Raw genomic sequence first — 15,844 nt, 5'->3', positions numbered from 1 at the left:
GGTGCAGACCAAGAAGGACCACGTCCACGCCTACCAGACGCTCGTCGGCCGGATGAGCTCGGCGTTGCTGCTGGGGGACACCAACTACAGCGAGGCACCCGCGCGGCGCGCCCTGATGGGCCTGGTGTTCGGGCTGGTGCTGGCGCTGCTGATCGGTGTGGCGTTCTGGGTGTACGGCCTGATCAACCCCGGCGGCAACACGGCGTGGAAGAAGCCCAACGCCATCCTCGTGGAGAAGGAGAGCGGCACGCGGTTCGTGTACGAGCGGGGACAGCTCGTCCCCGTGCTCAACCACGCGTCCGCGATGCTCCTCAAGGGCGCCGGCGCCAAGGTCGAGTCCATCTCACGGGCGTCGCTCGCCGCCTTGGAACGCGGCCAGCCGGTCGGCATCCCCGACGCGCCCGACCCGGTGCCCCCGGCCTCCTCGCTGGTGGCCGGGCACTGGCTGTTGTGCCTGCCGCGCAGCGCGGGCGTCGAGGTGGAGGGCACCGGTCTGATGAGCATGACCGTCGACCCCGACGTGCCCTCGGCTCCCGTCGGCGGGAACGAGTACCTCTGGGTGGCGTCCGCCGAAGGGCAGCAGTACGTGGTGTGGGGCAACCGGAAGCTGCGGCTCACCGACCCGATCGTCCCCCTGGCGCTCGGACTCGGCGGGGGCAAGCCCCCCGTTGCACCGCCCGTGTGGCTCTCGGCACTGCCGGACGGCCCCGAGGTGGGGCCGGCGGTGATTCCCCAGCAGGGCAGGAAGAACGTGAACGTCGGGGGTGTTCCGCGTCCGGTCGGCACGGTGTTCCGGTACGTGGCGGGCAACGGCGCCGAGAACTTCTCCGTCCTGCGCGAGAACGGCCTGGCCCCCGTGTCGCGCACCGAGGCGGTGCTGCTGCAGGCCAAGAACGGCGCCGCTGCCGTCGAGATCGGGTCCGAGGTGCTGGCGAGCGCATCCCACTCGGACGACGACTCGCTCGTGAAGCGCGTTCCCGACCTGCTGGCCGCGAAGCCGGTCCCCGCCGGTGAGCGCGCGTTCTGCCTGCGCCAGCGACCCGACGGCGCGGACGTCGTGAGCCAGGCCGTCACGGTCGACCGCGCGGACGCGGGGTTCGGCATGAACGAACGGGTCGGGGTGCGCGCGAAGCCCGGTACGGGTGTGCTCGCCGCGTCGGTGCCCGCGCCGAAGGGTGCCGGTGCCAAACCCGACCGCTACCTCATCACCGATCGCGGCCTGAAGTACCGGCTGGCCGACGACGACAGCATCAGCGCACTCGGGTTCGGCGGTGTCGCACCGGTACCGGTCGCCGCCGAGGTGCTGGCGCAGATTCCCAGCGGTCCGGGCCTCAGCCGGGCCGCCGTGGGCGTGAGTGGGAAAGGACGTGGCTGAGTGAGCCTGCTGACCAGGAGGCCGGATCACCGCGGTGGTGACCGGGACATGACCAGTCACACGATCGGCAACGCCCTCGTGGTGCACCCGCGCGATGTCCTGCGCGACGAGGTCCGCGACATGGCGCTGAACCTCGCCGCCGACCCCGACCATGAGCTCGTCGTGGTCGACCTGCCACCGTCGAGCTCGTTCACGACGTGGGAGTCGGCGGCGAAGCTGTTGCCCCGCAGGCGACGTGGCGTGCGGCTGGTCATCGGAGGCCGCACCAGGGAGACGACGGTGCTCGCGGGCCAGTGGTTCTCCGAGCGGCTCGGCCGCACCGTGATCGCCCCCGACGGCGCGGTGATGCCGGGCGTCGGCGGCTCGCTCTTCGTCGACGCGGGGTGGGGCACCGGGTGGGTGCGGTTCCAGCCGGGGAAGGCCCCCAAACGGGACGGTAAACGTTTTCCCAGGCCCACGTGGGAGACCGTGTCCGCGCTCGCCGAGGTGATGCCGACCAGCGCGAGCGCGGTGAGCGAGCCGTTGCCGGGCGGGGCGTGGCTGCGTCCGCGCGGGTCGGAGAGCCTGCTGATGCCGCACCGGCAGCGGCTGATCGAGACGATGCCGTGCCAGCCCGACGTCTGCACCATCGTGCTGGGCTGCCCCGGCGCCGCTCCGATCACGCTCTACGACATCACCCGGTTCTGGAGCTGGCTGCCCCAGGACCTGCGGGCCAAGCTGCGACTGGTCCGGTTCGGCCCGATGACGCTGCCCGACAGCGGCCCGTACGGCCAGCACGTCGCCGACGCGCTGGACGAGCAGATCACCTGCTACAACGGTCTGCCGGTCGGGTCCCGCACCGATCCCCACATCGTGACCCTGCGTTCCGACGGCACGCCGGGCTGGCAGCCGTTCGCGCTGGAGGTGGCCTACTTCCCCGCCCAGCAGGGGCAGGCCGCGCCGCTGCCGGCCTTGCTGAGCTACCGGGACCCGCTGTTCGGCATCGAGGAGGTCGAACCGGCCGTCTACCGGTACACCCAGGACGTGCTGCTGGAGGTCGTCCCGGCAGGGCTCTGGGTGCGCCTGGAGCAGGAGGTCGCCCACGGTCCGGCGGTCAGGACGGCCGAACCGGACGGCGAGCGGCACCTGGTGCTGTTCGAGGAAGGCGTCGAGGCGGTGGCACCGGAGGTTCGGCGCGCGGCCCAGGACCTGCTGGGCCGGCTCGACTCGCAGACGCGCCGGGTGAGCGAGCTGGTGCCCGCACTGGCGGTCGCGCGACAGCGGAACCAGGTCGGCGGCAAGGCGTGGGGCGTCGTGGAACAGCAGCCGGCCGAGCCGGTCGCCGCTCCGGCGCTGACTCCGGCCACCGAGGTTGCGCCGCTGCTGGCCTCCGAGTCCACTGTCCCGCCGCTCCTGTCCCCCGAACCCGCTGCCGCACCGCACGCCCCGCGCGAGTTCGCCACGGCGCCGACCGACGCGCCGTTCGCCCTGGATCCGTCGTTCGAGACGGCGACGGTCCGCCTTGAGAACGGGCAGCTGGTCGCGGATCCGCTGCCGACGCAGTCGCCGCCGGTCTCCGAGCCGGCGCCGGCACTCTCCACGCCGGTGCTGGACTACGCACCGGTTTCCGCGCCTCCGGCGAGCACGGCGCCGCTGCTCCCGCCCTCGGCACCCGATCTGACCGTCGCCGAGCCCGCTGCTGCTCCGCCACCGGAGCGTCCGGGCGAACCCGCGGTCACCGAACCTGCCGCGGCCCCGGCCGAGGAGCTGCCCCCGGTCGAAGAACCGGCACCGCCGCGGTCCGCGGCACGCCCGGTGGTGACGGCCGTGCAACCGACTCCGGCGGCCGCCGCCGCGGCGCTCGTCCCGCAGCGCGGGCTGGAGGAGGAACGGGGATGGCTGCGCCGCACGCTCAGCCAGGAGTACGCGGCCGTGGCCAACTCCGTGAACCGCGTGCTGTCCGAACACCCTGGGTTCCAGGGCGCGATCGAGCGGTCGTCCGGCGCGGTGCTGACCGACGCCGTCGCGATCCGGCTGTACCTGTCGCCCAGCGGTGACGGGCTCGACCAGTCCCTGCGCTCGGGCGGGGTCGGTCCGCACGTGCCGTTCGCGCGCTGCGTGGTGTCGGGGCTGAGCAGGCTGCCGTCGCACCGGGGACCGGCGGTGTTCTCCACCTCCCTGACCGAGCAGGAGCTCGACTTCTACGGCGGTCGCAAGCTGCTCACGGAGTGGGGTTTCATCAACGCGTTGAGCGCGCCCTGTGCGCGCCAGTCCGAGCAGAACGACGTCGACGTGCTCGTCTGGTCGATGACCGCCCGGCGGACGAAGCTGCTGGAACCGGACGTCGACGCCGTCGCCGACCGCGTGCTCTTCGTCCCGGGCACGAGCTTCAAGGTGCTGGAGCTGACCCCTCCCGCGGACGGTGCGCGCGGCCGGTTGCTGCTGCGCGAGCTCGCCGCCGGCGAGATCGACCCGACGGGGAAGGTCGACCGCAACCGCGAGGCGCTCGACGAGCTGGCGCTCAACTCGTTGCGGCGGTGCGTCCAGACCTGGGGGGCGGGCACGCAGGAGGCACGGGTCCCCGAGTCGTCGCTGGCGCGCTTCGTCCAGCGGCCGGGGCTCACCAGGACCACGACCCACGAGGAGAGCTGATGAACCGGCAACTTCTGGTGGTCGCCACCGACAGGCCAGGCGCCTACCCGACGATCGGCGCCGCGCTGCGCGAAGCCCGCGACGGCGCCACCATCAGCGTCCTGCCCGGCCGGTACGAGGAGAACCTCGTCATCGAGCGGATGGTCACCATCACCGCCGAGGACGGACCCGGCACGGTGGAGCTCGTCGCCCAGACGGGCAGCGTCGCGGTCATGGCAGCGGCGGCGGCCCAGTTCTCCGGCCTGGTGGTCACGTGCGCCGACTCCGGTGTGCCGGCCGTCGACATCCGGGCCGGCGAGATCGCGCTGAACGACTGCCGGGTCTCGGCGTCCTCCTGGGCGGTGCTCGTGCAGGGGCGGGGGAGCCTGGTCCTGCGCGGGTGCGTCATCACCAGCACCGGTGGCGCGGGCATCGTCGTCACGTCGAGCGTCCTCAGCACGGTCGAGGACACTGAGGTGGTCGGCAACGCCTCGTCCGGCGTCGTGGTCACCGAGGAGGGCAACCTCGTGCTGCGCCGGGTCGCCGTGCGCAAGGCCGGTGGCAACGGCATCTGCGCCAACGGCCGCGCGCGGCTGGTCGTCGAGGACTGCGAGATCATCGAGGCGGACAAGCCCGCGCTCGTCGTGGAGCAGGAGGCGAACGCGGACGTCCGGGGCGTCAAGATCAGCCAGAGCGCGAGCCTCGACCTCTACGTGCGCAGCACCGGCGACGTCACCGTCACCGACTCCGTGTTCACCGGTGCGGGCGTGCAGTCCGCGCACATCGCGGGCGGTGCCTCCCCCCGGTTGCGGGGCTGCCACTTCACCTCGGCCGGTCGCAACGCCGTCTACGTCACCGGTGGGGCCACACCGCGGTTCGACGACTGCCGCGTCGGCGCCAGCCCGGTCGGGGTGGTCGTCGACACGGCGTCCAAGGCCGTGTTCGGCAAGCTCACCGTCGAGGGCAGCGACCGCGGCGCCGTGCTGGTCGACTCCGGGGCGGTGGTGGAGCTCAAGGGCTTCCGCGCCACTCCGGCGAGCGGTCCCGCCGTCCTGGTGAAGGGCCAGTCCCGGCTGGTGCTCGCCGACGCCGTGATCGACGTCGGTGACGCGGCGGGTCTCTTGCTGGCGGAGGCCGCGCAGGCGGAGGTGACGGACGTGCGCGTCACCGGGGCCGCGGAGCACCTGGTCACCGTGATGAGCGGAGCCCGTGGGGAGTTCGCCTCCACCCTGGTCCGCGGCGGCGGTGTCCACGCGAACGACGCCTCTCTGTCCATGAAGGACAGCGAGGTGGTCGCGGCGGCGGGAGACGGGCTCAGCGCCGGTGCGGGCAGCGTTCTGCAAGCGGTGCGGTGCCGGGTGAGGTCCGCTCGGCGGCACGGCGTGCACCTGCTCAGCGGTGCGCGCGGAGAGGTGCGCGGGTGCGAGATCACCGACAGCGCCGGGGACGGCGTCCTGCTGGACACCGAGGAGTCGGTGACCGTCGCGGACTGCACCGTCACCGGCAGCGGTGGCAGCCCGGTGCGCCGCGCGGTCGAGCACGAACGGCTGTCCGTCACGGGGATCGCCACCGGTGAGCAGGCCTCCCAGCGTCCCGCGCAGCCTGCGGCTCCGGCGCCCAGGCCGGTCGCGCCGGACCACCCCTCCGGCACCGAGTCCCCGGCGTCGTCCGCGCTCGGCGGTGCGATGGGCGCCGAGCTGGACGGCCCGCTGGCCGAGCTCGACTCGCTGATCGGCCTGGACGGCGTGAAGCACGAGGTGCTCGGCCTGATCAACCTCATCAAGATGTCCCAGCGGCGGCAGCAGATGGGCCTGCCGATGCCGCCCATGAGCCGCCATCTGGTCTTCGCCGGCCCTCCCGGCACGGGCAAGACGACGGTCGCACGGCTCTACGGCTCCGTCCTCGCGGAGCTCGGCATCCTCGCCAAGGGGCACATGATCGAGGTCGCCAGGGCCGACCTGGTGGCCCAGTACATCGGTGCGACGGCCATCAAGACGGCCGAGGTCGTCACGAAGGCGATGGGCGGCGTCCTGTTCATCGACGAGGCCTACACCCTGTCGAGCGGGTCGGGCGGCAGCGGTCCCGACTTCGGTCAGGAGGCCATCGACACGCTCATGAAGATGATGGAGGACCACCGCGACGAGATCGTGGTGATCGTGGCGGGCTACTCCGAGCTGATGGAGCAGTTCCTCGCCTCCAACCCCGGTCTGGCGTCCCGCTTCTCCCGCACCATCGAGTTCCCCAACTACAGCGTCGACGAGCTCGTCACGATCACCACCAACCTGTGCCGCAAGCACTACTACGAGCTGACCGACGACGCGGTCGACGCGCTCACCGACTACTTCGAGCGCGTGCCGAAGAACGACACGTTCGGCAACGGCCGCGTGGCCCGCAAGCTGTTCGAGTCGATGGTGAACAACCAGGCGTCCCGGCTGGCGATGACCCCACCGGACAAGGACACCGAGCTGAACAGGCTCACCGGTGACGACCTCGCCGCGGAGGTGAGCGCGCTCGGCGAGGTGGCGCCCAGGAGCGCAGGGCCTGACTCGGCCACGAACCCCGTCGCCGCCGTGGAAGCGACGCTCGGCTGGCAACGCGTCGTCGCGATGTCCGGGCTCACCGGTGTCCGCGAAGCCCTCGGCCGCACCCTGGTGCAGCTGTGCGGGCTCAAGGCGCGCAACAAGGGCGTCGGCCGGCACGCGAACGTGGTGCTGTCGGGCAGCAAGGGCATGGGACGGCGCGCGGTGGCCACGCACTACGCGCAGGCCTTGGCGGAGCTGCGACTCGTCGACTCCGGTCACGTGACGCGGTTGTCGCTCGGCACGGACCTGTGCCCGCGTTGGCCGGGACAGGCGATGAGCCTGATGGCCACGGCCTTCGACGACGCGCGCGGTGGCGTCCTGCTGCTCGATGTCGACGACGAATGGGCCGCCGACTCCGCGGAACGGCGCATCGAGGTGCCCGAGGCCTTGGTGGAGGTGACCCGGCGCAACCCGGCCGGACCCGTCGTCCTGCTCAGCGGTGAGGACCTCGCGCTGGCCCGCCTGCTGGAGTTCTCCTCCGAGCTGAGCGGGTGCTTCACCCAGCGGTGGGACTTCGAGGACTACGACGTGGACCAGTTGGCTGCGCTGGTCGTGCGCCACCTGACCCGGCGCGGGCACGAGGTGCCAGAGGAGGTGACGGCCGCGCTGCGCGACCTCCTGCCGCACACTCGCGGCCGGACGGCCAGGGACGTGCACCGGCTCGCGCAGCGGCTCGCCACCACGGCGGCCTCCCGCACGCTCACCGCCGCCGATCTCGAACTGCTCATGAGGAGCGGGATGCAGCGGGTCGCCTCTGAGGAAGGGCTGGCCTCCGTGGGCTGAGCCGCCAACGTGACCAGCGGTTCCAGCTCCGGCTGGAACCGCTGGTCACGTCAGGCGAGTGCTCAGGAGAGGTCGGCGCACGGGATGACCGGCGCCGAGCCCGTTGTCCCCGAGGGCTCCCACCGCACCTCGGCGAACTTGGCCTCGAACGTGCCGGTGGTGTGCACAAGGAACGGCACGTCGACGGCCGCCGCGTTCAGGCCCTTGCCCGCGAAGCAGCTCAGCGGGATCCGCATCGTCGTCTTCTCACCGATCGGCAGCCGCCGCAACGAGCTGGTGGCGTTGAGCTGCGCCGCGCACGGGTAGCCGCAGTGCGCGGCCAGCGACACATCGGCGGTGGGCGCCTTGACGACGACCACGTCGAACGTCAGAGTGCCCGACTCCACGTAGGAGGTCGCGTCCAGGCGGCCCTGGGGGTCCTGCACGTAGAACTGCGCCGCCCCCTTGCCGGTCCACGACACCTGCCGCCCGTCCTTCGAGCCGTTGACGTCGGCGGGGCGCACTGCGACCGCCTGCTGCGAGGCCTTGCCGTCCGCTGTCAGCGCGGTGCCCGCCCAGTTGGCCTCGGAGCCGATCATGCTGTGGAACGGCGCCACGTCCCGGCCGTTGTGCAGGAACCGGGGACCTGAGGAGGCAGGGGGAGCGCTGGTATCGTCAGCCGCGGCGGGAACCGGCTGCTCGGTGGAGTCCTCTCCCGAGCTCAACACCACGGCCGCGGTGATGGCGCCGGCGGTCAACACCGTCACGGCCGCTGCCGCGATCACCGCGGTGTTCCGCCTGCGCGCGGTCCTGGCGGGCGGCGCCGCCGCGAAGGTGCGACGCCGCACCGGGAGCTCCTCGACGGAGGCGGCGGGCCGAGTCGCGGGCAGCGATGGGCCTGGGGGCGACGACGGGCGTGAGGGCAACGACGGGTTCGCGTGCGATGGCTGGCCTGCGTGCGCGGGCGGGCTGGAGGGAATCTGTGGGTTCGTGTGCACCGGCATGCCTGCGGGAGCCGGCACGCCCGCTGGAGTCGGCAGGCCCGCCGGGCGTCCGGGTACCTGGTGAGGAGGCGCAGCGGCCCGGCGGGCAGCGGGTGGTGCGGCAGGGGAGCGCTGGAGCGCGTTGCGCGCCAGGGCAGCGGCTCCCAGGGCGACGGAGAGCTTGGGGTGCAGTCCAGCGCGGAGCGGTTTGCCGACGGCCTTGGAGAGCGTGTCGGCCACCAAGGGGATCTGGGAGGACCCGCCGACGAGCAGCACGCTCGCGAGGTCGTCCGCACGCAGGCCGGCCGACGTGATCGTGCGGCGGAACGCGTCCGTCGTGAGCGCGAGCTGGGGTGTGATGGCACGTTCGAAGTCCGCGCGGGTCACGGTCACCTCGCGGGTGCCGTCCGGGAGGTCCAGCTGCAGCGCGGTGTCCGTGGCGGCGGACAGCTCCTCCTTCGCCCTGCGGCACGCCTCCCGCACCGACAGCAGGACGCGGGCCTGCTCGGCGTCGGCCGGGTCGAGCCGGGTGATCCCACCGTCCACCCGCTGGTCCACCAGCGCCAGGAGCGAGTCGTCGAAGTCGATGCCGCCCAGCCGTTCGACCCCCTCCGGGGTGCCGAGGATCTCCATGCCGTGCCGCCGTGCCTGCAGCACGGTGGCGTCGAAGGTGCCGCCGCCGAGGTCGTAGACACCGACGATTTCGCCCTCGCCGAGCCGGCGTTCCACCGTGTGGTGCATGGCAGCGGCTTCGGGCTCGGTGACGATGACGGCGTCCTGCACGCCCGCCAACCTCGGCACCTCCGAGAAGTGCTCGCGGCGGTACGGCCCCCACACGGCGGGGCAAGTCAGCACGACCGACGCCGGTGGGCGTCCCCGCATCGCGGTCGCCATCGAGATCACGTCGCGCAGCTGCGCGGCCATCAGGAGGCCGGGGGACCGCACCACGTCGCAGATCTTCAACGGCGTCGGGTCGGCCAGCCTCCGCTTGTGGGAGTGGGAGGCCCGCAGCGGCTGCTTCCTCGACTCCCCGTCAGCGGCGTCACCGGTGATCAGCTCACCGCCCTCGGTGGCGAACACGACGGAGGACACGACGACGTCGCGGCCGAGCGGGATGGCACGGGTACCCGAGGCGTCCGACACCGCGGCGGCCGTGTAGGTGGTGCCGATGTCGACACCCAAACCGTAAGACATGCGAGAACTCCATGGTGTTTGCCGCAGTGCGGTGACATCCCAGTCAACTGGAGATCGCAGCGCCCAGCCGGAACTCGAACCGAACAGGCAGACATGTCTGCCTCCGGTCGGCCCGGATGTGCCGGTGACCGCGGAGCCGGTGCGGCCTCAGCCGATGAGCGTCCGCGTTCGCACGGCAGCGGTGACGGACCTCGCCGGGCGCAGGCAGGGTGGAACCACCGCCATGAAGGCCGCCAGCACCGAGCTCGCGGACGGGAGCCGGCGGTCATCGGCCTTCGGGCAGCGCACCCAACTCCTGTCCTGGGCGGCCGTGGCGACGTGCACCACCGGCAGCTCGACCGTGCTGGGTGCCATGAGGTAGCGAACGCCACCGGGCATCTGGCACTGCCCGAGCACGGCACCGTCGGACTCCGCGAGCACCACCGCGGTCCTCCTGCGCTGGTCCAACACCGTGGGGGGCATCTCGATCCCGCTGTCCTCCATGACCTTCCGCGCCCGGAGGAGAAGGGAAGCGGTGGTCTCGAACGCGACCAGCCCTCCGCCGAGCGACAACACGATCGACTTGCCTGCGACCGCCGCGTTCCAGAGCATGCGTTCGCGGTACCACTGCGCGCCGACCTGCGCCGGCTCGGGCTTGGTGAGCACCATCGGCCACCTCCTCGCTGAGCACCCGTGAGCGGGTGAGGTTCCGAGGTTAGGAGCCCGTCCCGCTCCGGTGTGGCAACAGGTGCTCAGGGGCAGCGCGGTTCTCCCTTGTGGTCCACCGGCCGGTGTACTCGCCGACACCGTTTTGTGTGCGTTCAGGCAGAACGGGCCTGCGGCCGGTGCGATCGGAATACGATGGTGGGCGGCTGATCCAGCCGTTTGTACGCCGCGCCACGGTGTACCCGTCCCGGGTTCGTGCCATCAGGCCGGGCCCGGGACGCAGCCGTCCGGCAAGTCGTTCCGTTCGGGCGATCGTCAGTGTCTATTTAGGACTTCATTCGGTTGCTGGAGTTCAGGCAGAGTCCGGAGTTCGTTCGGGCAACGAGCTTGAGCCGTCGCTCGAAGCACGCGACTCTGGTTCGGCTGTCTTGCGCGAACGCCGCCGATGAAGGTGGCCACCACTGCGATCGGAGAACGGATGTCTGAGCCCGGTGGGAGAACGAGCGCGGCTCTCTGGTCGATCTGGTGAACAACGTCGCCAGGACCGTGGAGGCGGACTGACGTGGTGGAGTCACTCGAAGAAGTGCTGCGCCGGCTCTGTTCGGCACTGCGGGGCGCCGGCGAGGGCCGCGCCGCGCAGGACGTGGGAGAGCTGCAGTTCGCCGCCGCCGCGGCCGCCGAGATGATGGCCGCCTTCGACCGGGGCGATCACGAAGCGATCGCGTTCCACCTGGACCTGCTCGCTCGTCAGGTGGAAAGCCCGCGCAACCTGGGTTTCCGCATCAAAGAGGAGTGAACGCCGCCGGTTGCCGCCGATCGTCCGCAAAGGACATCAAGAGTCAGCGATCAATCGTCATCGTCGGGCTCAGCGCGGTGCCGTCCAGCACCGCGCTGAGCCCGGCCGACACCTCGGTCAGCCAGGACACGGTCGGCTCGCAGGCGTTGCCGCGCACCTCTCCCCGCTCGTCCGCCACCGCGGTGATGGTGACGAGGACGAGCCGGATGCAGCTCAGCCACGCTTCCGCTTCGGCCCGGGAAGCGAGGCGGACGACGCCGGTGGAGGACAACAGCGCGCACGCCATGATGCGAGCGCGGGACGAGACGTCGCGCAGGCACGCGGCCGCCGAGACGGAGTAGACCCAGTCGGGTTCCTGCTCCCCGATCTCAGCCCGGAGGATCGCGGTGGCCCTCACGTCGCGGTGCAGCGCGGGATGCGACCAGGACCACCCGTCCGGCGTCGTGTCGAACAGGGCGAGGTGGTGGTCCAGCAACGAGACGAGCCCGTCGGCGTAGCTGCGCAGTACCTCGATCTCGTACCTGCTCAGGACTCCGACGTAGGTGGAGTCGCCGCAACGGTCCCAGCTGATCATCGAGACTCCTCCGGGTCGTCGGGCGTTCACCATGTCGATGAGGATGCTCGTCCCATCGCCGGAAATTCTCGACTCCACCTGCGCTTCCGAGTCCGTTTGGGCAGGAACTGTGCGCGAACACCCCCTCCCTCCGCCGTGCGGGGTCCACGGTCGCGGACCGGGTGTGATCAGGTGCTGTTCCGGGCGACGTCGTCGAGGCGTGTCACCGTGGAGCGGCCTGCCCGAGGAGCTCGGAAGGCCGTCCGGACAACGGAGTTCGATGACCGCGATCTGCTGCGCGGCGGAGGTGGGGGTGACGTTCTGGCCGCCTTTCAAGGGCGACCGCGGGGATTCCGCGTTGGTCGTGAGCGTCGACGCGCAGGTCATGTCCCTGGTGGCGGACTCGCTGGACGCGGTGGACGTGCGAGTGGTCCACCCGGCGCCCGGCTTCGAGTCGCTGCGCCACCTGGTCCTCACAGAGCCGCCGGGAAGGCTCGCCCTGGTCGACCTGGTGGCTACCGGAAGGCGTGGCGCACACCTGATCAGGGCACTGCGCACGCTGGGGTGGAGCAGTGTGCTGGCGGTGGTGCCGCGGCATGACGAGGAGGCGCACGCGGCGGTTCTCGACGCGGGCAGCTGTTCGGTGCCATCAGGGAGGCGCTGCCCTCGTCGCTGCCGGTTCCGGACACGTTGCCGGGAGCGTTGTCGCAGGTCCCGGTCGAAGGCTCCGCCCTCACCCGCCGCCAGATCATGGCGAACGTCCACAGTGCACTGGTCGGCGGCACCACCGCCACGCTGAACACGGCGCTGCACCTCCTGCTGCACCTCGCGCGGACGCCGGAGCTGTGGCGGGAAGTGGTCGAGGACCGGTCGCTGGTGCCGGGTCTGGTGGACGAGGCGGCGCGCTGGAGCACCCCGGCACGTCAGCTGGTCCGCCGGGTCACCGCCGACGTGGAGATGGCCGGTGCGCACCTGCGGGCGGGGGACTGGGTCGTCGCCTGGCTCGCGTCGGCGAACCAGGACGAGACCGTGTTCGCCGACCCGGACCGGTTCGACCCCCGGCGTGCGCCGAACCCGCACCTGGCGTTCGGTCTCGGTCCGCACTTCTGCGTCGGCGCGGCGGCCGGTCGCACCGTGCTCGGCGCCCTGGTGGGCGAACTGGCCGACAGCGGTGTCCGGTTCGAGCTCGCCGGGCCGCCCCACCACCTCGTGTCCACTGTGGTCAACGGGATCACGAGCCTGCCGATGAGGTTCACCCGATGAGCGGGACGTGCGCCGACCTCGCCGACGCCGCCGTGCGCGGGCTGTGCCGCGCCAGCGGTTTCACCGACCTCGCCGACCGGGCGGCAGCGGACGTGCGGCTCATGGGCGAGTCGTGGGGACACCGTTCACCCGGCACGCCGCCCGCCTGGTCGACGCTCACCGCGGACAGCACACCGCTGGAACTCTCCGTCGTGCTCGGCGATCGACCGCTCGGGCTGCGCGCCTCGGTCGAGGCGCAGGCGGAACCCGGAAGCCCGCGGTCCTACTGGGAGAGCGCGCTCCGGCTCAGCGAGCGCCTGTCCCGCGCCCACGGTCTCGACCTGCGCAGGCTGCGGCGGATCGAGCACCTCGTGGCGCCCCGGCCAGCCGATCGTCCGCCGATGGCGGCCTTCCACACCCTGGGGTGGACGCGGGGCAGGCCACCGGAGGGCAAGATCCACCTCTGGCTGGCCGGTGGCAGCCGGTCAGCCACGGCCGAGCGCACCGACGCGGTGCTCACCGCCCTGGGGTTCCCCGGTCAGTGGAAGGTCGTCGAGGACGTGATGGGCGACGACGACACCGTGTCCTACCTGTGCCTCGACCTCGCCGCGGGACCGTCGGCGAGGACGAAGCTCTACGTGCAGCACCGCGGGTCCCTCACACCGGACCGGCTCGCCCGCTGGGACCGGCTCGGGCCGGCCGCCGAGCTGGACGACGGCCCCACGATGGCCCGGATCGCAGCCAGGGCCTGGGAACGGTCGGCCTGGCGGCAGGAGGTGCCGTCGCGCACCCGCCTCGAATGGCGCTCCAACCACCGCCGTTTCTGGTCGTACGGAACATATGTCTCGTTCCTGCCCGGGCGGACCCGCCCGATCGAGTCCGTCATGCACCAGTTCGGGCTCACCCCGCGCAGCCGGTCGGACGCCGAGGCGCAGTGGATGGTTCGAGAAGTGCTCGACGCCTACGACGTGTCACCGGAAAGCCGTGCGGCCTACGAGCGGTGCGCCCGGTTCTTCCTCGGCGGCGATGCGAACGGCGAGATGTACGCGCACTCCTTCCTCAGCGCACAGCGATCCGCCGACGGTCCGGCACGCGTCGCGGTGTACTTCAACCCCCGCATGTTCTTCCGGCGTCACGGGCTGTCCAACGGCGATCTCGCTCTGGCCGAACGGTTCCACGGGGGCAACGGAGCCGGCCGTGGCGATCGCTGAACGAGCCGGGACGTTCCGGGCCGACGGCGCGGACATCAGCTTCGCCGTCCGCGGTGGCGGTCCGCCGGTCCTGGTGCTGCCCAGCGGCGGCAGCGACGCGCACAGCGCCGCGCCGCTGGCGGTCCGGCTCGCTGAAACGCGCTCCGTGCTCACGTACGACCGGCGCGGGCAGAGCCGCACCTCGGTCACCGACCCGCTGCGCCCGGTGCCCATCGAGCAGCACGCCGAGGACGTGGCCGCGCTGGCCGCGCACGTCTACGGGGACACCCCGGTCGCGGTGTTCGGGTGCAGCACCGGCGCGGTCATCGGTCTGGAGCTGGCGCGGCAGCGGCCGGAGCGGGTGAGTGTGCTCGTGGCCCACGAACCCCCGCTGCGGTGTCTCGCCAACGCGGCGGAACGCGCCGAGTTCGACGCGTTGCACCATAAGGTGCGGCAGGTCCACGAGAAGTCGGGTTGGCGCAAGGCGGTGATGCTGCTGCACGCCGGCTTCGGCGCGGAGCCGCGCGACCCGCTCGATCGGGAGCCGGACGTCGGCTGGGAACCGCCCAGCAGGCGGACGATCGCCAACATCGACTCGTTCCTCGCGGCCGAGGCCGCCATGACGTGGGCCTACCGGATCGGCGAGGAGGACTGGGCCGGGCTGCGGTCCGGCACGGCGAGGATCCAGCCAGCGGTCGGAACGGCGAGCTCGGCGTTCCTGCGCCGCACCACGGCCAGACTGGCCGACGTGCTCGGGGAGAGCCTCGCCGTCCTGCCCGGTGGCCACGAGGGGTTCCTGACCCATCCCGCGGGGGTCGCCTCGGCAGTGCGTGCGCTGCTGACCGCGCCGGACGCCCGTGTCAGCACGTCACTCCCACGGTAATCCCGCACGACGGATCACGGCTGATCTCCGGAAAAGGCCTGTGCTGACTGGGATCGCGAGCTCCGTGCAGTCCACCTGGGTAGCGGTTGCGGATGAACGGCAGTCCCGCGACGTCGGCGCCGAGATGTGCGGCGTAAGAGCGGACGGCCGTGGCCGCTCCGGGGTGGTTCAGAGTCCGCAGTGGACGGTCGGACGTCAGGTCCGGGAGCACTGTGCGGAACTCGGCCGCCATCATCCGGCACACGGCCGGGCTGCGGGTAATGGTGGCGACGGCGGTCGCACCGGTCATACCGGTCGTGTCCACGAACTCGCGCAAGCACCGCGTTCCCAGCCCTCCCCGCTGATGGCGGGTGTGATCGCCCGGCCCTCGACGACCCACAGCCCCGGCTCCCGCCCGGGGACGTCCAGCCGGTCGAACAGGCCGAAGCCCACGATCTCGCCGTCGGCCCGCAGGACCTGCGCCAGCGCCGCCTTGGCGAACCGGTCGGCGACCTGGTGCCTCATCACGGGTTCGGGCTGGGCGAAAGCACTGGCGCCGATGCCGGACAGCACCTCGGCGTGGCGGCGGAAGAAGGTCGCGGGATCGTCCAGCCACTCGATCCGGAGGTCTTCCTCTGGTCTGGTCACGAGAACTCCGCACCGGTGCGGCCGGGCCCGAGCCGAACCGGCTCGGGCCCAGCCGCGGGCGGGGCGGTCAAGGGAGAACTACCTGGGCTGGACCCAGAGACCGACCTGCGGGGAGTTGCGGTAGCCCTGGTACCTGCACGTGTCGTACCAACGGCCCTGGGCGACGCCCTGCTTGCAGGCTTTGACCGCCGCGTTGTGGTTGGGGTAGACGCCCGCGAACGACGCGGCGTGCGCTGCCGGGGCGACCACCACGAGCGACGCGCACGTGAGTGCGGCGCCGGCGATCAACTTCTTCACCATGCTGTTCCTCTCGAAAAGATCACGAGTGTGCCCGACTGGGGCGGCGTGTGGCACAGCCTCGCGAACAGTCGTGGTGGTGCCAAGGGAAAGAGGGCGGCAAGG

13 protein-coding genes are annotated in these 15,844 nt (G+C 71.8%); 8 read left to right on the top strand and 5 right to left on the bottom strand.

Annotated features, from left to right (window positions below; genetic code table 11):
* Position 1 precedes the first annotated feature (1 nt).
* Genes eccB through ACRSBM_RS27605 form a run of 3 tightly spaced genes read left to right on the top strand, consistent with a single transcriptional unit; the run spans position 2 to position 7,350 of the window.
* Positions 2-1,375: a type VII secretion protein EccB gene (gene eccB / locus ACRSBM_RS27615; protein ID WP_434447502.1), complete on the top strand. Its 1,374-nt coding sequence runs from the start codon at positions 2-4 to the stop codon at positions 1,373-1,375.
* 48 nt (positions 1,376-1,423) lie between these two features.
* Positions 1,424-4,006, top strand: a complete 2,583-nt coding sequence (locus tag ACRSBM_RS27610) for a hypothetical protein (protein WP_434447500.1) — start codon at positions 1,424-1,426, stop codon at positions 4,004-4,006.
* Positions 4,006-7,350, top strand: a complete 3,345-nt coding sequence (locus ACRSBM_RS27605) for a right-handed parallel beta-helix repeat-containing protein (RefSeq protein WP_434447498.1) — start codon at positions 4,006-4,008, stop codon at positions 7,348-7,350. Before ACRSBM_RS27610 ends, ACRSBM_RS27605 begins: the two co-directional genes overlap by 1 nt.
* Positions 7,351-7,412: 62 nt before the next feature.
* Here ACRSBM_RS27605 and ACRSBM_RS27600 read toward each other — a convergent pair whose 3' ends face one another.
* Positions 7,413-9,506 carry an Hsp70 family protein gene (locus tag ACRSBM_RS27600; RefSeq protein WP_434447496.1) on the bottom strand — a complete coding sequence of 698 codons (2,094 nt, stop codon included), beginning with the start codon at positions 9,504-9,506 and terminating at the stop codon, positions 7,413-7,415.
* A 147-nt stretch (positions 9,507-9,653) separates the two neighbouring features.
* On the bottom strand, positions 9,654-10,154 hold the full coding sequence (locus ACRSBM_RS27595; protein ID WP_434447494.1) for a hypothetical protein: 501 nt from the start codon (positions 10,152-10,154) through the stop codon (positions 9,654-9,656).
* A gap of 559 nt (positions 10,155-10,713) precedes the next feature.
* Here ACRSBM_RS27595 and ACRSBM_RS27590 point away from each other — a divergent pair.
* Positions 10,714-10,947, top strand: coding sequence for a hypothetical protein (locus ACRSBM_RS27590; RefSeq protein WP_434447492.1), 234 nt, complete (start codon positions 10,714-10,716; stop codon positions 10,945-10,947).
* A gap of 43 nt (positions 10,948-10,990) precedes the next feature.
* On the opposite strand, the gene ACRSBM_RS27585 is transcribed toward ACRSBM_RS27590, so the two are convergent.
* The gene (locus tag ACRSBM_RS27585) at positions 10,991-11,521 is read right to left on the bottom strand and encodes a hypothetical protein (protein WP_434447490.1); all 531 of its coding nucleotides are present in this window, start codon (positions 11,519-11,521) and stop codon (positions 10,991-10,993) included.
* Positions 11,522-11,780: 259 nt separating this feature from the next.
* Here ACRSBM_RS27585 and ACRSBM_RS27580 point away from each other — a divergent pair, with 259 nt between their 5' ends.
* Genes ACRSBM_RS27580 through ACRSBM_RS27565 form a run of 4 tightly spaced genes read left to right on the top strand, consistent with a single transcriptional unit; the run spans position 11,781 to position 14,815 of the window.
* Positions 11,781-12,299: a hypothetical protein gene (locus tag ACRSBM_RS27580; protein WP_434447488.1), complete on the top strand. Its 519-nt coding sequence runs from the start codon at positions 11,781-11,783 to the stop codon at positions 12,297-12,299.
* Positions 12,251-12,763, top strand: coding sequence for a cytochrome P450 (locus tag ACRSBM_RS27575; protein WP_434447487.1), 513 nt, complete (start codon positions 12,251-12,253; stop codon positions 12,761-12,763). Before ACRSBM_RS27580 ends, ACRSBM_RS27575 begins: the two co-directional genes overlap by 49 nt.
* Positions 12,760-13,953: a hypothetical protein gene (locus tag ACRSBM_RS27570; protein WP_434447485.1), complete on the top strand. Its 1,194-nt coding sequence runs from the start codon at positions 12,760-12,762 to the stop codon at positions 13,951-13,953. The genes ACRSBM_RS27575 and ACRSBM_RS27570 overlap by 4 nt, the downstream gene beginning before the upstream one ends.
* A complete protein-coding gene (locus tag ACRSBM_RS27565; RefSeq protein WP_434447483.1) occupies positions 13,940-14,815 on the top strand; it encodes an alpha/beta fold hydrolase in 876 nt (291 codons plus the stop codon). The genes ACRSBM_RS27570 and ACRSBM_RS27565 overlap by 14 nt, the downstream gene beginning before the upstream one ends.
* Before the next feature lie 285 nt (positions 14,816-15,100).
* On the opposite strand, the gene ACRSBM_RS27560 is transcribed toward ACRSBM_RS27565, so the two are convergent.
* Both ACRSBM_RS27560 and ACRSBM_RS27555 read right to left on the bottom strand, forming a co-directional pair.
* Positions 15,101-15,442 carry a hypothetical protein gene (locus ACRSBM_RS27560; RefSeq protein WP_434447481.1) on the bottom strand — a complete coding sequence of 114 codons (342 nt, stop codon included), beginning with the start codon at positions 15,440-15,442 and terminating at the stop codon, positions 15,101-15,103.
* Positions 15,443-15,520: 78 nt separating this feature from the next.
* Complete coding sequence (locus ACRSBM_RS27555) at positions 15,521-15,742, bottom strand: hypothetical protein (RefSeq protein ID WP_434447479.1); 222 nt, start codon at positions 15,740-15,742, stop codon at positions 15,521-15,523.
* Between the last annotated feature and the right edge of the window lie 102 nt (positions 15,743-15,844).

The sequence above is a fragment of the Lentzea xerophila genome (assembly GCF_051094245.1).
Lineage (GTDB): Bacteria > Actinomycetota > Actinomycetes > Mycobacteriales > Pseudonocardiaceae > Lentzea > Lentzea xerophila.
This window is presented reverse-complemented; position numbering and strand designations above follow the sequence as displayed.

Excerpts from the sequence above, each read along its gene's own strand:
- ACRSBM_RS27580 (WP_434447488.1), top strand. The coding sequence starts at position 11,781 with ATGACCGCGATCTGCTGCGCGGCGGAGGTGGGGGTGACGTTCTGGCCG.
- ACRSBM_RS27585 (WP_434447490.1), bottom strand. The coding sequence starts at position 11,521 with ATGATCAGCTGGGACCGTTGCGGCGACTCCACCTACGTCGGAGTCCTG.
- ACRSBM_RS27555 (WP_434447479.1), bottom strand. The coding sequence starts at position 15,742 with ATGGTGAAGAAGTTGATCGCCGGCGCCGCACTCACGTGCGCGTCGCTC.
- ACRSBM_RS27595 (WP_434447494.1), bottom strand. The coding sequence starts at position 10,154 with ATGGTGCTCACCAAGCCCGAGCCGGCGCAGGTCGGCGCGCAGTGGTAC.
- ACRSBM_RS27605 (WP_434447498.1), top strand. The coding sequence starts at position 4,006 with ATGAACCGGCAACTTCTGGTGGTCGCCACCGACAGGCCAGGCGCCTAC.
- ACRSBM_RS27600 (WP_434447496.1), bottom strand. The coding sequence starts at position 9,506 with ATGTCTTACGGTTTGGGTGTCGACATCGGCACCACCTACACGGCCGCC.
- ACRSBM_RS27610 (WP_434447500.1), top strand. The coding sequence starts at position 1,424 with ATGACCAGTCACACGATCGGCAACGCCCTCGTGGTGCACCCGCGCGAT.
- ACRSBM_RS27570 (WP_434447485.1), top strand. The coding sequence starts at position 12,760 with ATGAGCGGGACGTGCGCCGACCTCGCCGACGCCGCCGTGCGCGGGCTG.
- ACRSBM_RS27575 (WP_434447487.1), top strand. The coding sequence starts at position 12,251 with ATGGCGAACGTCCACAGTGCACTGGTCGGCGGCACCACCGCCACGCTG.